The sequence below is a fragment of the Cylindrospermum stagnale PCC 7417 genome (genome assembly GCF_000317535.1).
In the GTDB taxonomy this organism is placed as follows: domain Bacteria; phylum Cyanobacteriota; class Cyanobacteriia; order Cyanobacteriales; family Nostocaceae; genus Cylindrospermum; species Cylindrospermum stagnale.
The window spans coordinates 5,194,434-5,212,135 of the sequence record NC_019757.1 but is presented as its reverse complement, the minus strand read 5'-3'; the positions used below and the strand labels follow the sequence as shown (position 1 = coordinate 5,212,135).

Here is a 17,702-nt window from a genome sequence, read left to right as displayed (position 1 = left end):
AAATTATGTTAAATCATGTCCTAGCACCAGATACTCAAGCAATTTTGCTGTTGTGTGCCAGTTTTGGACAAAATCGCCAAATTGAACCGCTACCTCTGACTCTGGGTGAATATAACTTGCTAACAGATTGGTTGCGGGAAAATCAAATGCGTCCAGCAGATTTATTGGAAGCAACAGCAAAAGCACAGTTACAAAAAATAACTAATAATAAACTTAACCCTGATAGGCTTTTAGCTTTATTACAACGGGGTGCAATGTTAAGTTTAGCAGTGGAAAAATGGACAAGTCGCGGTTTATGGGTGTTGGGACGCAGTGATACTAAATACCCGAAACGTCTCAAACAAATATTGAAACATTCAGCACCAGCGATTATTTATGGAGTTGGGAATACAGAATTATTATCTTTAGGAGGACTAGCAGTTGTCGGTTCTCGTGATGTAGATGAAGATATACTCGCTTACACCCGCAGAGTTGTACAGACTTGTTCTCAACAAAGAATACAGGTTATTTCTGGTGGTGCGCGGGGAATAGATCAAGAATCAATGTTAGGTATTTTGGATAATGGAGGAACTTCTATTGGTGTGTTAGCTGATAGCTTGACTAAAGCAGCAGTAAATAGCAAATATCGTTCCAGTATTCAAGAAGGTAGATTAACTTTAATTTCTAGCTATGATCCTGATTCTGGCTTTAATACCGGTAACGCAATGGGTCGAAATAAATATATTTATAGTTTAGCAGATTATGCCTTAGTTGTTAATTCCGCTTTTGGTAAAGGTGGAACTTGGGCTGGTGCGGTGGAAGCATTATCTAAACTGAAGGAAATTCCTGTATTTGTGAAAATGGTATCTCCAGTACCAGAAGGAAATCAGCAATTATATAATCAAGGTGCAAAACCGTTTCCTTCAGAATTTGAAAATGGTAATTTGCGGGAAATATTAGCAAAAGCTATTGCTGATTTCAAGCATATAAGAACTGAAGTTATCACAAAAGAAAATGCAGAACAAAATGTTAAAACTCTCCCACAAGATTTACCCACAATTCCTGAAGATATTTATGACGTTGTTTTACCTTTCATCCTCAATCATTTAGAGCAACCCAAGGATGCAAAATCTCTTGCGGATTCTCTAAAAGTCAGAAAAGTACAAATGGATGATTGGTTAAAAAGAGCTTTGGATGAGGGGAAAGTCAGAAAAATTAATAAGCCTGTTGCTTATGTACTCAATCAGCCAGATACTCAACTTTCTTTGTTGTGATATTGTGGTTAAAATGAATCCTGTTTATCTTCTCATCTAGTAAATCCTGATCAGGATTTGTAGGATTTAAGGATGAACAGGATGTAAAAATGTTAGAATCAGAATTTATAGGATTTAAGGATGAACAGGATTTGAAGATAGATAGGATATCAAGATGAAAAATAATCCTGTTTATTCTCTAATCTGGTTAATCCTGATTCTGACAATTTGAATCCATTTGGGATGTTCCCGTAATAGTTCCTACCCACAGAAGAAATTTTCTAACTTTTTTATTTCTCAACACTACCCAAAAACCCTACCATCAAGCTTATTCCACAGTTACAGACTTAGCTAAATTTCTCGGTTGATCTACATCTAAACCGCGACGGGCTGCAATATGATAAGCCAATAATTGCAGGGGAATTACTGTGAGAATGGGGGAAAGTAACTCTTCCACATCCGAGACGGGGATTAAGTCGTTGAAGATTTCTGCTGCTTCGCCATGATTGACAGAAGTAACGCCAATTAAACGGGAATCTCTGGCTTTTGCTTCTTGGGCGTTAGAAATAACTTTTTCGTAGACAGTTCCCGGAATTGCGATCGCCACTACAGGCACTTTAGCATCCAATAAAGCAATCGGCCCATGCTTCATTTCCCCCGCTGGATAGCCCTCAGCGTGAATATAGCTGATTTCCTTTAACTTTAACGCCCCTTCTAATGCGATCGGGAAATTAATCCCCCTACCCACAAAGATAAAATCTTTAGTTTCGGTAAAGTCGTGTACCAAATGCTCAATATAACGCTCTTGAGTCTCCAAAATCGCTTCAATTTTCCCTGGTAACTGGCTTAACCCTGCAAGAATTTCCTCTAATCTGTCGAGAGTAATCGTTTGACGACGATAAGCCAAATCTAAAGCCAAAGCATAAAACGCCATCAGTTGGGCGACAAAAGTTTTCGTAGCCGCGACGCCAATTTCAATTCCCCCGTGGGTATCGATAATATTCGCTACCATATTACCCAAGGTGCTTTCTGGGCGATTGGTAATCCCCAACAGTCTCGGCTGATACCTTTCTCCTTTTCCGCTGCGGCGTTCTTTTTCCATCGCCAAAGCTGCCAAAGTATCGGCGGTTTCTCCTGATTGGGTCACGCCAATGGTAAGTGTATAAGGCGTTAGCGGTGATGGTGCATAGCGAAACTCAGAAGCATACTGCACCTGTGTGGGAATTCCCGCCAGTTGTTCAAGCAAGTATTTACCCACTAAAGCAGCGTGCCAGCTAGTACCACAAGCGACGATTTGAATTTGTTCTAAATCTGCGTAAATCTCCGGTGGTAAACCGAGTTTAAAAGGTGACTGTTCAGTTAATTGTGCATTCCATTCAGGTTGCAAATAAGCTTCTAAACAAGCCCGTACCACTCCTGGTTGCTCATAGATTTCCTTGAGCATAAAATGCTTGAATCCCTGCTTTTCCACCATGATGGGATTCCAGTTGAGGGTGCGGGGGTGTTTTTTTAACCTCTCCCCAGCAAAGTTGTAAACTTCAACGCCTAAAGGAGTCAAGCGGGCAATTTCGCCATTTTCTAAAGGTAGCACGGCTCTGGTGTAGGGCGCGATCGCCGGAGTGTCAGAGGCGCAGAAAAACTCACCTTGTCCAAAACCAATTACCAGCGGGGCTTGTTGCCGGACTACAATCAATTCATCGGGGTAGTCAGCGGAAACAACTGCGATCGCAAATGCCCCCTCTAAACTATTCACAGCTTGACGAACCGCATCTAATAAGCCAAACAGGGAATCCACCGGAGAATGCTTGAGAAACTCCGCTATCAGGTGGGGAATCACCTCTGTATCGGTATCAGAAACAAATTTGTGTCCTTGCCCTTTTAGTTTTTCGCGTAACTCGCGGTAGTTTTCAATAATTCCATTTTGCACCACCGCCACTCGCTTGGCCGTATCTAGATGGGGATGGGCATTATACTCTTCAGGTTTACCATGAGTTGCCCAGCGGGTGTGACCAATCCCCAATTGGGCTGGATTTTCTATTTGTTCAAGTTTAGAACGCAGGTTAAGCAGTTTCCCCTTAGCCCGCACACAACTAACCTCACCTTCCCAAATCGTGGCGATTCCCGCAGAATCGTAGCCTCTATACTCCAACTTTTCCAAACCAGCGAGTAAAATTTCTGTCGCCGCTTGAGTGCCAATATATCCAACGATTCCGCACATTGCTTACACCGCTCCGGTTTCAGGATGATTTAAGTTCTTAGCACGAACGCGACATTTAAGCAAAGAAAAAAGGAGCATGTTGCTCCTTTCACCACTAGATATTGCCGGAAAATATTGTAGAGATGTTGCATGCAACGTCTCTACAAGGGTTGTGCATCATGCATATTTAATTTTCACTGCTATGTCTATTCAGACACTTAAAAAATTCTTGAGTGCCGAGTGCTGAGTGAAGAACCAGGAAATCGCTTTATCTAATTGACTTCTTGTTTCTTCATAATCTCAGCCCTCAACACTAAATCACTGAGTTTTTTAAATTCCTCAGTATGCTAGACCCATGCTGCGAGTTGTTTCAGCGCCCAGATAAACCCGGATGCTCAAAAAGTCAGTGGGGCAAGCAGTTTCACATCGTTTGCAGCCTACACAGTCTTCAGTGCGGGGTGAGGAAGCAACTTGAGCAGCTTTGCAGCCATCCCAGGGAACCATCTCTAGCACATCAGTAGGGCAAGCGCGGACGCATTGGGTGCAGCCGATGCAGGTATCGTAGATTTTAACGGTATGAGACATTGAAAAAACCGCTCCTTCCGAGTGTTCTTCTCTGCGAAAGAATCATAATCAAGGCATAGTTTACCGCAGTGCTTGGTAGGTCGCTGTCAAAAGGCTACATAACTTTAAACAATGTAATAGGCACGTTGGACAATTCCTAAAGTGCGATCGCCCCAATAGCCTATAAATCAGCAACATTGCCGCCAAGTATTTACCCAATTGACGCCCCAAAAAGAACTTGATCTGTAAAGATGTGTAAAGCCAAAGTCAAATATCAGCGGTTATCTATCGTACCCATAGCTTGGCAGTTATGCAATATCAAATCAAATTTCTTTGTAACGAAATGTAAATTATTAAGTAGCTAACCTAAATTAACTGCAATTATGGTGTATTAAGCAGATGCAGAAAACCGTTAATTTTACCAGCGTAAATTCCCTGAATATATAGCAGAGATATAAATAACGAGATGATACACACCTTGAAAAATTTCTAGTCTTGGGGATAAATTTTCTGCCGATTCAGGAATTTTGTGATAGCTTCAGCCGTTTCTTCTGTAGTTATTCTTTTTTTCCAGTAATTGATGTAGGGTAGCCATACTAAGCTAAAGATTCCGCCAAATATCCAAATTAACCAGGGACGGAATTGAAGTATCAGTTTTGTGGGAGTTTGTTGCAGAATAGTCATTGTTTTATTAATAGAAAAAATTAAAGGTTTGTAGTGAGGGCTTCAGCCCTCTCTATCTCTACAAGCTGATTTAAATATTTTTTACATTAGTTATTCTCGTTTGTATGCGATACACTTTGACCTCTCTCCAAACCTCTCCCCTGCGAGGGGAGAGGCTTTGAGGTTTGCTCCCCTTCCCGGTTAACAAAAGTCTTTCCTGATCATTTGGGGGTGGTGCATTTTTCCATTAGTCTAAATTATCCAGAAAATTTTGTAATTTATCTCGCAAATTCCGAACAGACTCACCACCGGGAGCTATTGCTAAAGAGCGATTAAATAAAGTTAATGCTTCTTGAATACAATTTACAGCTTCTTGTTTTTGGGATGATTCTAAAAGAAATATACCTAAACGCAATAACGCATTCCCCAAGTTATTGAGAGCATTGATATAATCAGGAGCCAAGTTAAGGGCTGATTTGTAAGCGGCGATCGCATCATTGTAAGATTGTAATGCTTCATGATGCTGGGAAAGCTGTGTTTGCAAATCCCCCAAACTTTGTAACGCATTCCCCAAGTTATCGAGAGCATTGATGTAATCAGGAGCCAAGTTGAGGGCTAATTTGTAAGCGGCGATCGCATCATTGTAAGATTGTAATGCTTCATGATGCTGGGAAAGCTGTGTTTGCAAATTCCCCAAACTTCGTAACGCATTCCCCAAGTTGTTGAGAATTTGAATGTAATCAGGAGCCAAGTTGAGGGCTGATTTGTAAGTGGTGATCGCATCATTGTAAGATTGTAATGCTTCATGATGCTGGGAAAGCTGTGTTTGCAAATCCCCCAAACTTCGTAACGCATTCCCCAAGTTATTGAGAGCATTGATGTAATCAGGAGCCAAGTTGAGGGCTGATTTGTAAGTGGCGATCGCATCATTGTAAGATTGTAATGCTTCATGATGCTGGGAAAGCTGTGTTTGCAAATTCCCCAATCTTTGTAACGCATTCCCCAAGTTGTTGAGAGCATTGATGTAATCAGGAGCCAAGTTGAGGGCTGATTTGTAAGTGGCGATCGCATTATTGTAAGATTGTAATGCTTCACTATGCTGGGAAAGCTTTGTTTGCAAATTCCCCAATCTTTGTAACGCTAACCCCAAGTTGTTGAGAGCATAGATATTATTAGGAGCCAAGTTGAGGGCTAACTTGTAAGTGGCGATCGCATCGTTGTAAGATTGTAATGCTTCATGATGCTGGGAAAGCTGTGTTTGCAAATCCCCCAAACTTTGTAACGCACTCCCCAAGTTGTTGAGAGTAGCGGTATCATCAGGAGCCAAGTTGAGGGCTAATTTGTAGTTGGCGATCGCATTATTGTAAGATTGTAATGCTTCACTATGCTGGGAAAGCTGTGTTTGCAAATCCCCCAATCTTTGTAACGCATTCCCCAAGTTGTTGAGGGTAGCGGTATCATCAGGAGTAATTCTCAGTTCTTGTTCATAAGCAGCAACAGCTTCTAAATATTCTTCTCGCGCTTCTTGATATCGAGCTAATTTTGCAAAGTAATCGCCTTCATGTTGGGATACTCTACCCAAATCAAAATTGCTCTCTATCACTATTTCATTTCTGATTTCCAACAGTGAACGACATTGTTCATAACGACTCTTTTGCAATGCTTCGTCAAACACGTTCACCCACTCATTTACACCCCGCAACCAGTCCAAGCGGTTAGCGTGATAAATTGCTTCTGCTACTTTCCCTTGTTGGCGGTAATATTTTTCTAACACCTCATGCGCTTGTTGGGTAGTTTTGTTACCCCCTTCATAGTCTAAGCGACGCAATAAGTTGTGAATGCGATACCAGTCTTTACCCAACTGTTCTACATCCCAAACAAAAGAAAATTCTGTGAGGATTTCAAAAGCTGGTTTAGTCGTTTGAAAATGTAATTTCTCACCCAAAAGGTGATAAATATCAAAATTAAATGCTCGACAAGCACTTAAAGCATGAACAGCATAACCAATGTCTCTATCTGCATATTTCAGCAATCGGTTAATTAGTATCTCAGCTTTATTTGCTGTTTCCGGTGTTTTGGGGAAGTCAGCAGGGGTAATATTAACTGTTGGCGCTTTTGCTTGCGATACCACATCCGCACACAAACCCAGCAAAAACGGATGTACCTGATGTACTTCCACGCTAGCATAGGAAATGATATTTTTTCTCAAATCCTCATTCGTAACTTCAGCACGTCGTAAATATTCATCTGCATCATCTGGTGAGAGACAATTCACCAATTGATTATCTAAGTGATTAATAGGGAAATTCTCAGCTTTATCCCAGCGTGGTGCTTCTCTTCCCGCGACTACTGCGACTATACCGGCTTTCAGTTCCAGTTCTGCTAAAAAATATCTTAGCCATTCATCTTTTTGAAAAAATAGCGTATCTGGTAAGTTGCGCTGATAACCCCAAAAGGCTTCGTGAGTATCAAAAAATAGTACAATTCTTTTTGGTGCATTCTTTTGGGACATCGCCGCATTTAAATCTTCAGCCAAATATCGCGGTAATTCGTTAATTAATTCGGTTTCTGCATCCATCCGCCGGATTCCTTGCACATCCTCTGCTTTGATTCCCCGCTGCTGCAAGTGCAGAATAAAGTTTTCCCCTAAATGCTTGTTAAAAATCCCCAATACTGCTTTACCAATAGTTCCCCAAGATGTATCGCTGACAGCATTACCAATTTCTATCAGCAAATCAAGTTCTTCTGCGGGAAAGAGTTCTTTTAATTTTTCGGGGGTGAGGCGGTTTTTTTGCTTGAGATACCAAATGCAAGCGAAGTCATACAACGGAAACCGCAAATGGTATTTTAATTCTGTAGCTGCACGAGAAAGTTTTCTCCTCAACATCAATAACCCATAAAATGGATCTTGGGGTTGATCATCGCCATTGGGGCTAAGTCCAAAATCTTGCGAAATTGCTGGTACTTCGGCAAATTCCCAACTATCTGCCAAATTTTCGATATAGTCTGCAACTTCCCGATCACTTTTAGATTGTAAACCCTGCCAACTCTCCCACCGCAAGCGTTTACAACAGCGAGTCTGTAAAAACCTTAGCAGCAAAGATTTACCGTTACCGCCATCACCATGAAAAAATAAGATTTTTTCTGATGGTTGTTCGTCATTCAAATAGGCAGCAAATACGCGGGTTAAATCGTGGCGGTCTGTAAATAAGTTTAAGGCGCGATTTTGTTCAGTTAGCGATCGCTTTCGATTATCACTCATGCCAGCAAAAATAAATCTATGGTGCTACTAGTCTTAATCAAGACCAATGCTCGTAATTTCGGCAAGCACCCCATTTACAGATATTTTCACGTGCTGATGAAAGACAATTACCGTATAATTCACAGCTTAAATAATGCAAGTATTGTTTGAATCCAGATTTCTCGCAAATCTGGTAAATCATTAATCATAGTCTAAATCCGGTTAGCTAAGGTAGCCTATTGCGATACCATCTTTAAATAATGTTGTAAATCAAATAACATGAGAGCTTTATGGAGCCAGATTCTTTACCAACCGAGGTAATTCTGACGCACCCGCGTCAGTCACTCGGTAGGGTGCAACTCGATTGGACACCCCAACCAGGAAACTATCTCGATTTTCAAGGTAACACCTACGCGGTTTTAGAGCGCCGCCACAGGTACCAACTTAAATTAGGCCGCTACAGCTTGCATAACATAGCGCTTTACGTGCAGTCTGCTAAACGGCCAGATGAAAAAAGTTTAGTCAAGGGACGTTGGGTAATTGGTGATGCTACCTGTCGCTACAATGCTGATTCAGAACTTATTCGTTGTGCAGTCAATCCAGAGGGGCCTTGCAAGTCTTGCCGTTTTTATGAAAACTTAGAACTTAGAACTGAGGAGTAAGAAACAAAAAGTTATTCTTAATTTCCATTGCCAAACACCTCACCTACCGTTAAGCGGCTACCATTCACAAAATCCCATCCCGACTGGGGACGTTTACCAGCTAGCTGAACCTCTCGCAACAGCAGCAAACCTTCCCCAGTTTGTGCGATCGCACCAATCCCCTTAATTATACTGACCACTTCCCCAGGTTGGCTTGATATGGTTGACAAATCGGGCAGTTTATGAACTATTTCAGACAATTTTGGTGGTAGCTCATGAATATAAGCAGCACCTAGGGGAGCAGTAGCAGTGATTTTCAGCGATTGGTTGCGAAAGCTAGCGGTGCAGTTAGGGTAAAAGCCTCTGATTTGATTGTGTAATTGGATAGCACTCTTCGACCAATCCAAGCCATAATCCTGCTTTTGAATCAACGGCGCATAAGTCGCTTCTGCATTATCTTGAGGAATAGGCACAATTTCCTGACCTTCCAGCTTTAACAAAGTTTCCACCAATAAATTTGCACCAGCAGCCGCTAAAGCATCAGCTAAAACTTGAGCATCATCCAGTAAGCCAATGGGTGTAATTGCTTTCAAGAGCATGTCCCCTGTATCCATCCCCGCATCCATTAACATCGTCGTGATCCCGGTTTCCTTTTCACCGTTATACAGACACCACTGAATCGGCGCCGCACCCCGATACTTAGGCAAAATCGAGCCATGTACATTAATACAGCCCAACTTTGGCATTTTTAAGATTTTTCGAGACAAAATCTGTCCATAGGCAACAACCACAAACACATCTGCGTCTAATTGCTGGAGTTGGGTTAAAGTTTCAGTGTCTTTTTTGACCCGCTCAGGTTGCCATATTGGGAGGTTATACTTGGTGGCGAAGGTTTTTACTGCTGAAGGCGTTAGTTTATTCCCACGTTCCCGGCGTTTATCTGGTTGGGTGACAACGCCTAACACTTCAAATTCAGGGTGATTCAGTAATTTTTCTAGGGTGGGAACGGAAAATTCGGGCGTACCAAAAAATACAATTTTCATTAATGATTACTCAATAGTGATTAGTCAATAGTAATTGTGCCCCGAATCACTGACAACCAACCATTGATTCAATCACAATATCAATGTGCTGGTGTCAAGCAATCTTGATTTATCTAATTAAGTTTGGTTGTTTAGTGGTAAAGTGACTTATGATTAGCTAAAACAAAGGTTCCTTGATCAACTTAAAATATCTAGGCGAGCAAATCAGCTAGTATCAACTGCATTTGCTGTTGGCAAACCTAATTATTTGTTCATGTCTCTTGACAGAGCTACTGAAGCATCTACACAATCAACTTGTTTGATAATTTCCTAAATTCGGCTTTAGCGTTTTTTGTCTCTCCAAAACAGTATGGCATTATCACCATTGTTGTGGGTTCCATTGCAATTTCTGTCTTTGTGTAGATGACAGCGGTAGTTGTGGGTTATTATGTTTTGTGCATCCGCTGTGCCAGAGAAAGCAACTAAAGCCTCACTCTTACCGTTATCGGGGTCTGCTCTGTTATGTCAGGGTAGAAACAGGCAAGCCTAAAATGGATTAGCTTTTGCTAATGCCACTCTTAACTGACCCCAGGCTACTAGCATCAGTAGCCTGAAGACATGCTTAATACCCTCACCCTTACTTGGTTTCGGGTGCAGTTGGGTATAAGTCCAGGGCTAGTTTATAGTCACGTAGTAATTCCTGAGAGTACCTGCATCAATAAGATGCTGGGTTATTTTTCTGGAAGAAAGAGTAATTACCTTGATCAAGTGTAAATAATGTTACTTAGCTTTTGTAAAGCTATGCAAAATTTGCAGAAATTATCTGGTTAAAGTTTTGAGTTTCTTGTTATACATATAATCATAACTTTCCCCATTGCTGCATAGACATTGCACCTCACACAGCAACCGCCCCCTAGAGAGTCCACCATGCTTAAACCCCTTTTGCTGTCAGGATGGTTCCGCAGACAACCATTTCTCAAGTACTGTGTTGTTGCGATACTTATTGCACCCTTAGTAGGGGCATCGGGTCACTCTACCTCAGCGAAACAATCGGAGGTAGCAAAAATCACTTCATTGACGGTCGGGTCTGACTCCGTGCCCAAGGAAGTAGCTGCGGCTGGGGAACCTAATTTAAACGCAGATCAAACCAACTCCTTGAGTGGAGAAGCTGGCTCTGCGCCAGTAAAAATGGCTACGATTGGGGAACCGCAACTATTACCAGCCAATGAATTTCAGTCTTTGCCAAAAGAAGATAATTCTCACTCAAGTAGCTCTAATGCGGCTAAACGCACACCCTTAACGGAGATGCCTGTTAGTCAACTTGATTTAGTGCAAAGATTAAAAGCTGCTAAATTGAAGCATTTGGCAGAAAAAGATAATTTTATCTCCAGCAGTGATGCGGCTGATCCCTTGGCAACAGTCGCACCAACGGTGAGAGAATCACAACCAACCTCAACGATCGAAACTGCTGGGGATCAACAACCTGAGGAGTCTCAAACAGTACCAGCAGATCCCATAGGTAGTCCTCATCCTATTCCCTGGAAATGGATTACGGTGACTCAAGAGTCTGTTGGTGGTAAGGGGGGTTCTGGAGTGCGCTACTATCGCAGCATGCCTGTGGTCTCTCCAGATGGTCAGTATGCTGTTTATAGCCGGGTGCAACTAGAAGTCAAACCCGAAATGTACAACAGCCGAGTCACCAGTGTTTTGTTTGTCCAAGATAGGCAAACCAAGAGGTTGCGGGTGATGGCTGCGACTTCTCCTGTGAGCGATCCCCTATTAAAGACGCAAGCAGTGTCACTAGAAGAAACCGAGGATACCAATGGGACAATTGGGGTGCTAGTTCCTGTGAGTTGGTCAGAAAAAGGCGATCGCTTTTTAGCCCGCAAATTTGAAGGGGTATTTAACACAGCAGATTCTACAGACCGGGCGGTGATTTGGGATCGGCAACAAAATCAAGCAAATACAGTTGCTCCTGCTCAAGAGGAAGATGAGCATGAGAAAATAGCAGTATTGTTAGGTTGGAGCAAAAGCCAACCTAATAACGTGCTATTCCGTGCCGGCGAACTAGGCGAAGAAAACTGGCCCTTGGTGCAAGTTGCTAGTGATGGTAAGACTGTAACCACAACAACAGACGCAGATCAGCCGATTACTTTCGGTGAACGATTAACACAAGTTTGGGCAGAACCACAAGTTGCCTCTAGATAGTGATAAAAAATCTGATCAATTCCCGTTGTTGCTATGAGTGACAACGGGAATTTTTTTGCTTTTTTGCTCGGCTGATAAAATAGGAATACTATACAGAAACCTTTAATTCTCTGGCTGGTAAAAATATGATATTACCCACCATTACCCAAGACATAATTGAACTGGCTCCAGGGGATGAGTTAATTCTGCGATTTAGAACTTGGAATGATTACGAGAATTTGCTCACCCGTCGCCAAAATAAAGCCGGATTAAGAATTAAATATAACAGTGCTACTCAAGAAATTAGAATTATGTCACCGTTACCGGGTCATGGTAAAAATACTGATATATTAGCCGACTTAGTAAAGGCTTTACTTCGACATCAAGGTAAAGATTGGGAAGCATTTACACCTATTACTCTCAAGCGTGCTAACCAACAAGCAGCAGAACCAGACTACTGTTTTTATATCCAAAATCGAGAGCGTATTTTAGGAAAAGAGCGCCTTGATTTTGAAATTGATCCTCCACCCGATTTAGTGATTGAAGTTGATTTGACTTCCACCACTAAACCAGAAGACTATCAAGCAATTGCTCCTGGTGAACTCTGGATTTATCGTCGAAATAATCTGCTTATTTATCAGTTCGATGGGGGACAATATCAGGAAAGTCAAAGTAGTTGTAATTTTCCTGATTTTGATGTGAAAAAACTTATTCCGCACTATGTTGAGCGAGGTTGGCAGGTTGGTTCAAGTGTTGTAGTGCGAGAATTTAAGACGTTTTTGAGGTAAAGTTGTTAGTTATTTTTATTCAGTGATAATACTGTGGTTTAATCTTGATTAATTAATTTAATTCTTTATTTTAATCTGTAATATTACTATTAAATATGGGGCTAGAAAAGTTATACAATACACATAGATAATTTAATTGTCCTTAGTTAATTATGGATTTAACAGAACTAAAGTGGACTAAGAATATAAATCATCAAGGAGATGATAAATATTGGGCTTATGAAGATATTAATACTGATTTAAAAATTTTTGCATTACATTGGAAAAAACCAGAATATAAAGATAATGCTATCAGGCCAAAGGAAGGTGAATTGATTATTCTCAGACAACGTACCAAAGTAACACATATTGTCAAACTTCTGAATAATACTCTGTACAACGATGATCGTGATACAGAATTTAATATTTATCGTCTTGTTCAAGCAGTTTGGATAGCGGATTATTGGAGTGTTCCTCCAGATCAAGATGCTATATTTGGCTATCATGTCCACCTTGAAGGAGGTAAAGTTATGGAGTTAGAAAATTTACCTACATTCAAAGAACATTGGGATAGTCGAGGCGGATTACCAGAATTTCAAAAGCATATTTTAAAAGTACTTAAATTAGGCTAAAGATATCAATCCATACTGAATCAAGGGTAAGTATTGGCTCTCTATTAAGTCTATCAATTTTATCCAAACCTGCTAACTTACTAAAACTTACTCCGGCAAAAACTCATCATCAATTACATTTGCTAGAGTATATGGACATTCTATAGGAAAATTCTCTAATGGTAGTCTAGTTTCAGCTTTTGATTGTTTGACTGCTTCTGTATAGGACTCGACAAATATACTTTCTAGATAAGGCTTGAGGCTAGGAGATTCGTTGAGAAGTTTTTTAACTCGGCGGCGATGTTCAATAATGCTTCCTTCCCAGCTACCACTTCTATTATCTGGTTGAAAATGCCATTTAAGCAAATGCAATATAATTACAATCAAGTTGCTTTCTAAACTTCTTTTCTCACTCCTTCCCATGTCCTCAATTTCCTCAATCAGATTCCCCCAATCCACAGTTGAATATTCTTGACTTCGGAGTTTTTCTACAGTAGTTTCTAGCCATTGCAGATAATCTACTTCATAAAGATTTTGGGAATCAGTTGTTAGAGGAGACATGGCAGGTTACATCGAAAACTTGTTAGATAATTTTCTAGCGTAGCTTATTAAAATCACAGCATTTTTACTCGGTTGTCAATTGAGGCGATTCAAAAGTAACATCTTCATACACGTCTGTAACAGCACAGCGAAAATCTACACTCGCTAGATGTATTGTATCCTCTTTTCCATAGGGATAAAGTACCCATTGCCCTTCTGGGTTACGGCGAAAAATTTCCAGATTGATGCGGTTTTGACTGACTAATACATATTCTTGAAGTGATTCTAAATTTCGGTAATCAGCAAATTTATCACCTCTGTCAAAGCCTTCTGTAGAAGGTGATAAAACCTCAATGATTAAACAGGGATAACGCAAAAAATTGTTAAAGGTTTTATCCCTTTGGTCACAACTTACCATGACATCAGGGTAGTAATAGGTATTAATCGATTCAATATGTGCCTTGGTATCTGATATGTAAGCCTGACATCCGCTTCCACGCAGATGATTTCTCAGCGTAGCAAACAGATTACCTGCAATAATTACATGAGTATTACTTGCTCCTGCCATTGCGTAAACCTCTCCCTGTCTATATTCGTGCTTAACAGGGCTGGTTTCTTCGCCTTGGAGATAGTCTTCTGGGGAAATATAGCTATAACTGGGATTTGCTACCATTTGTCGTCACCAATTGCGATCGCCTACTATTCTACTCTTCCACTAATTCCATTAATTCTTCAATACTTACCTCAAAAGCACGGGCTATTTTATAGACTGCACTTAAATCAACTGTATTCATACCGTCATCACGCCGAGCATAGCTTTTGACTGTGTTGTAGTTGACTCCAGCACGATCAGCAACATCTTGCAGTGTCCAACCTTGCTTCTGGGCTAATTCTCGTATTCGCAGTCTAAAATAATAGAAGCACCCAGTTATCCCCTAAACCCAGGTGGCTAATTATGACTACCCTCGTAAATACTCCTCAACCAACAGAAATTTTTTATCCTAGTTCGGATGGTAAACCCTTGGCGGAATCCTACATTCATTTGTATGCAATACTTGTAACTTTAGAAATCTTGAGACAGTATTTGCAGGGACAGCAAGCGACTGTTTTAGGAGATCAATTTCTCTACTATGCTCAAGGTTATCCTAAATTGAGGGTAGCTTCGGATGTAATGGTAATTTTTAATGTTGCTCCTGGGGGTCGAGATAATTACAAGATTTGGGAAGAAGGACAAGTACCTGCGGTGATTTTTGAAATGACTTCTCCAGGTACTAAAAATCAGGATATAGGTTTCAAAAAGACTTTGTATGAGCAGTTAGGGGTACAGGAGTACTGGTTATTTGACCCCAAGGGAGAATGGATAACCGAACAGTTACAAGGCTATCGTTTATATAGAGAAGAGTATGAACCAATTACTGATGGACGATGCGAGCCTTTAAAACTGCGGTTGGAAGTTGATGGCGAATTGATTGCTTTTTATCGGGAAGATACGGGGGAGAAGTTGTTGGCTCCTGGGGAGTTAGCGCAGGCGTTACAACAGTCTGAGTTGCAGGTGGAAAAGTTGAAGGAACAGTTAAAGGCGCTGGGTGTTGAGCCTGAGATGGGTTAGTCTATTACGGCTGTCCCAAGTTATAGCAATTTGCATTTTCACATACCACATTATAGAGACGTTTGATGAAACGTCTCTACAGAAGGTTTAATTTCTTTTGTGTGTTTTATTGAGCTGAAAATAGCTGTTTCAGGTAAAAAACAATTGATAACCTACTGTGGTTTATCGCTGCTTTCTAATTCAGGTAGAGTTTCTTTTACCCGACGGATGGGTAAATTAGCAATCAAAGCTGTTGTTCGGTTGTTGCTTTCTAGGGAGAACTCCAAGCCGTCTGTCTCAATTTCTACATAGCGACAGACTATGGCGAGGATTTCTTGGCGCATTTTTTCCAGCGTTTGGGGGTCTAAGTCGGCGCGGTCGTGGGCAATCACTAGTTGTAGGCGGCGTTTAACTTGGGTGCGACTGGTGTCGGGACTGCGAAGAAAAAGTTTTTCGATAATTTCAAGAATCATTGCAACTAAGTCTTAGGCGGAGACTAGAAAATGAGTTAAACAATCTTTGTCCACAACAACTTTCGCAGCCGGGAGAAGATGTTGTCGTTAGATGAGTCGAGCTCAAGAAATTCGACAGTTTCTCCTTCCAACCTGCGAGCAATGTTCTCAAAGGCTATGGCAGCTAAAGAGGGTGTTTCCGATAATACTAAAGGTTCGCCGCGATTGGTAGAGACAATAACGCGCTCATCGTCAGGGATTACCCCGATTAAGGGGATGGCGAGAAGTTCCTGAACATCTTGCACTGACATCATATCATTTGCCCGCACCATTGCGGGTCTGATACGGTTAATTATTAAATGAATCCGCTTAACGCCTTGTGCTTCGAGTAACCCAACTACCCGGTCAGCATCACGGACTGCGGAAATTTCGGGTGTGGTGACAATGAGAGCTTCTTTTGCTGGGGCGATCGCATTTTTAAACCCCATTTCAATCCCCGCTGGGCTATCAATCACCACGTACTGGTATTTTTGCGCCAGTGCATTCACCAATAACTTCATTTGGTCAGGAGTTACGGCTTCTTTGGTGCGATTTTGGGCTGCTGGTAAAAGTACGAGATTGGGTTGTCGCTTATCTTTCACCAAAGCTTGTTCTAAGCGGCACTCTCTAGACAAGACTTCCACCGCTGTATAGACGATGCGGTTTTCTAGCCCAAGTAACAAATCCAAGTTTCTCAGACCAAAATCCGCATCAACCAAGGCAACTTGACGCCCTATTTTGGCTAAAGCCATGCCCAGATTTGCAGAAACTGTGGTTTTGCCCACCCCTCCTTTGCCGGAGGTAATTACAATAATGCGAGTCATGATAAAAATGCGCTCGATTAGGGTTCAGGAAATATAGTAAAGATTTATGGCTCTTGATTGATTCTACTTAATTGGCTTCGGGAAAAATCACTTGCCCTAGCAATGCGAATTCCTTCGGGCGTAATATGTGCCACTTCAGGAAAAAATTGCACTGGCGATTTTTCTGGTGCCCTCGCTACAGCATCTGCAATCCGCAATTGGGTTGGTTCCATTTGCAAGGACATGATCAGACACTCGCGATTGCCCCCGGCACCAGCGTGAGCTATTCCCCGGAGACGACCCCAAACTAGAATATCTCCATCTGCAACAACGATACCACCTGGATTTAAATCTCCCAAAAGAATTACTGTACCAGGATGACGTATTTCTACGCCAGAACGGACGGTCATTTCCAGATAGAGGGCATCTGCTAGGGCTGTGGGGGTAGTTTTGGAATCCGAATTCAGGGAAGTTTCTGGTTGTAGTTGTTCTACAGAATAACCAGATGTGACAGCAGCGATCGCAGTTTGACGACGACTAGTCGCCACACATTTTAGCTGGAGTTGCACTTCACTTAAAGCTTCGGCCAGTTGTTGCAGTTGTCTGCTATCTAACAAGCGGTCTTTTGCCACCAGATGCACTGTGGTGTTAGGTGTCCGTAAACGATCCCCTGCGTTTAGGCGCTGCCTCATCTGTTGCCAAATCTCAGACCAGCTAATTTCCGAGGCAGGTACTTGAGATTCCGTTGGCAAAATTAATAAAAGTCTTCCCTCCTCAGTTTTTAACTGGACTTGGAGAGCATTATTCACCCTCTGTTCTGGTAATACTAACTCAAGAGCATTTAAATCAGCCAAGGCAGAATTAGATTCTACATCTGAGTTAGCAGCATGAGATTCTACATCTGAGTTAGCAGCATGAGATTTTACATCTGAGTTAGCAGGATCAGAATTTGATTTTAAATAGCGGATGACAGAATTTAGCTCCGTATCTGGGAGAATAGGATGAGAATCTGCATCAGCCACGGCAAAATTAGACTCTACATCAGAAACGCTAGAGTTCTTTACCTCCAAGTCATCAGCAACGGTAGAGATTAATTCTGCATCAGGAATCGCAGAATTTGAATCTAAATCGGGGATAGTAGAATCAGAAGTCATG

General features: G+C 41.5%; 17 protein-coding genes. 6 read left to right on the top strand and 11 right to left on the bottom strand.

Going from position 1 to position 17,702, the window contains the following annotated elements:
- Positions 1–5: 5 nt before the first annotated feature.
- Entirely contained in the window at positions 6–1,253 is a 1,248-nt protein-coding gene (locus tag CYLST_RS21795; RefSeq protein ID WP_015209906.1) for a DNA-processing protein DprA, read from the top strand.
- Between the two features lie 307 nt (positions 1,254–1,560).
- Here the strand turns inward: CYLST_RS21795 and glmS are convergent, their stop codons facing one another.
- The 4 genes from glmS to CYLST_RS21775 form a co-directional block, all read right to left on the bottom strand.
- Positions 1,561–3,450 carry a glutamine--fructose-6-phosphate transaminase (isomerizing) gene (gene glmS / locus CYLST_RS21790; RefSeq protein WP_015209905.1) on the bottom strand — a complete coding sequence of 630 codons (1,890 nt, stop codon included), beginning with the start codon at positions 3,448–3,450 and terminating at the stop codon, positions 1,561–1,563.
- A 318-nt stretch (positions 3,451–3,768) separates the two neighbouring features.
- Positions 3,769–4,014, bottom strand: a complete 246-nt coding sequence (gene psaC, locus CYLST_RS21785; protein WP_010997613.1) for a photosystem I iron-sulfur center protein PsaC — start codon at positions 4,012–4,014, stop codon at positions 3,769–3,771.
- A gap of 468 nt (positions 4,015–4,482) precedes the next feature.
- Entirely contained in the window at positions 4,483–4,677 is a 195-nt protein-coding gene (locus CYLST_RS21780; RefSeq protein WP_015209904.1) for a hypothetical protein, read from the bottom strand.
- Positions 4,678–4,903: 226 nt separating this feature from the next.
- Positions 4,904–7,918 (bottom strand): tetratricopeptide repeat protein, encoded by a 3,015-nt coding sequence (locus CYLST_RS21775; RefSeq protein WP_015209903.1) that lies wholly within the window; start codon positions 7,916–7,918, stop codon positions 4,904–4,906.
- 269 nt (positions 7,919–8,187) lie between these two features.
- On the opposite strand from CYLST_RS21775, the gene CYLST_RS21770 reads away from it, so the two are divergent.
- Positions 8,188–8,559 carry a DUF6464 family protein gene (locus CYLST_RS21770; RefSeq protein ID WP_015209902.1) on the top strand — a complete coding sequence of 124 codons (372 nt, stop codon included), beginning with the start codon at positions 8,188–8,190 and terminating at the stop codon, positions 8,557–8,559.
- A 17-nt stretch (positions 8,560–8,576) separates the two neighbouring features.
- On the opposite strand, the gene fmt is transcribed toward CYLST_RS21770, so the two are convergent.
- Entirely contained in the window at positions 8,577–9,581 is a 1,005-nt protein-coding gene (gene fmt / locus CYLST_RS21765) for a methionyl-tRNA formyltransferase (protein WP_015209901.1), read from the bottom strand.
- 906 nt (positions 9,582–10,487) lie between these two features.
- Between fmt and CYLST_RS21760 the strand changes: the two genes are divergently transcribed.
- The 3 genes from CYLST_RS21760 to CYLST_RS21750 all read left to right on the top strand — a co-directional run bounded on the left by CYLST_RS21760 (position 10,488) and on the right by CYLST_RS21750 (position 13,146).
- Positions 10,488–11,768, top strand: coding sequence for a hypothetical protein (locus tag CYLST_RS21760; RefSeq protein WP_015209900.1), 1,281 nt, complete (start codon positions 10,488–10,490; stop codon positions 11,766–11,768).
- 125 nt (positions 11,769–11,893) lie between these two features.
- Positions 11,894–12,535 carry a Uma2 family endonuclease gene (locus CYLST_RS21755; RefSeq protein ID WP_015209899.1) on the top strand — a complete coding sequence of 214 codons (642 nt, stop codon included), beginning with the start codon at positions 11,894–11,896 and terminating at the stop codon, positions 12,533–12,535.
- Between the two features lie 152 nt (positions 12,536–12,687).
- On the top strand, positions 12,688–13,146 hold the full coding sequence (locus CYLST_RS21750; protein WP_015209898.1) for a hypothetical protein: 459 nt from the start codon (positions 12,688–12,690) through the stop codon (positions 13,144–13,146).
- A gap of 87 nt (positions 13,147–13,233) precedes the next feature.
- Here CYLST_RS21750 and CYLST_RS21745 read toward each other — a convergent pair whose 3' ends face one another.
- From CYLST_RS21745 to CYLST_RS21735, 3 genes are all read right to left on the bottom strand, one after another.
- Positions 13,234–13,686, bottom strand: a complete 453-nt coding sequence (locus CYLST_RS21745; RefSeq protein WP_015209897.1) for a DUF29 domain-containing protein — start codon at positions 13,684–13,686, stop codon at positions 13,234–13,236.
- A 64-nt stretch (positions 13,687–13,750) separates the two neighbouring features.
- Positions 13,751–14,338 carry a Uma2 family endonuclease gene (locus CYLST_RS21740; RefSeq protein WP_015209896.1) on the bottom strand — a complete coding sequence of 196 codons (588 nt, stop codon included), beginning with the start codon at positions 14,336–14,338 and terminating at the stop codon, positions 13,751–13,753.
- A 31-nt stretch (positions 14,339–14,369) separates the two neighbouring features.
- Positions 14,370–14,564 carry a helix-turn-helix domain-containing protein gene (locus tag CYLST_RS21735; protein ID WP_425389088.1) on the bottom strand — a complete coding sequence of 65 codons (195 nt, stop codon included), beginning with the start codon at positions 14,562–14,564 and terminating at the stop codon, positions 14,370–14,372.
- Positions 14,565–14,620: 56 nt separating this feature from the next.
- On the opposite strand from CYLST_RS21735, the gene CYLST_RS21730 reads away from it, so the two are divergent.
- Entirely contained in the window at positions 14,621–15,274 is a 654-nt protein-coding gene (locus tag CYLST_RS21730) for a Uma2 family endonuclease (protein WP_015209894.1), read from the top strand.
- 152 nt (positions 15,275–15,426) lie between these two features.
- Here CYLST_RS21730 and minE read toward each other — a convergent pair whose 3' ends face one another.
- From minE to minC, 3 genes are read right to left on the bottom strand one after another with little or no spacing between them, the layout of a single operon-like run.
- The gene (minE, locus tag CYLST_RS21725; RefSeq protein WP_015209893.1) at positions 15,427–15,726 is read right to left on the bottom strand and encodes a cell division topological specificity factor MinE; all 300 of its coding nucleotides are present in this window, start codon (positions 15,724–15,726) and stop codon (positions 15,427–15,429) included.
- Positions 15,727–15,761: 35 nt separating this feature from the next.
- Positions 15,762–16,568 (bottom strand): septum site-determining protein MinD, encoded by an 807-nt coding sequence (gene minD / locus CYLST_RS21720; protein ID WP_015209892.1) that lies wholly within the window; start codon positions 16,566–16,568, stop codon positions 15,762–15,764.
- Between the two features lie 44 nt (positions 16,569–16,612).
- Positions 16,613–17,701, bottom strand: a complete 1,089-nt coding sequence (gene minC, locus CYLST_RS21715; protein WP_015209891.1) for a septum site-determining protein MinC — start codon at positions 17,699–17,701, stop codon at positions 16,613–16,615.
- Position 17,702 lies beyond the last annotated feature (1 nt).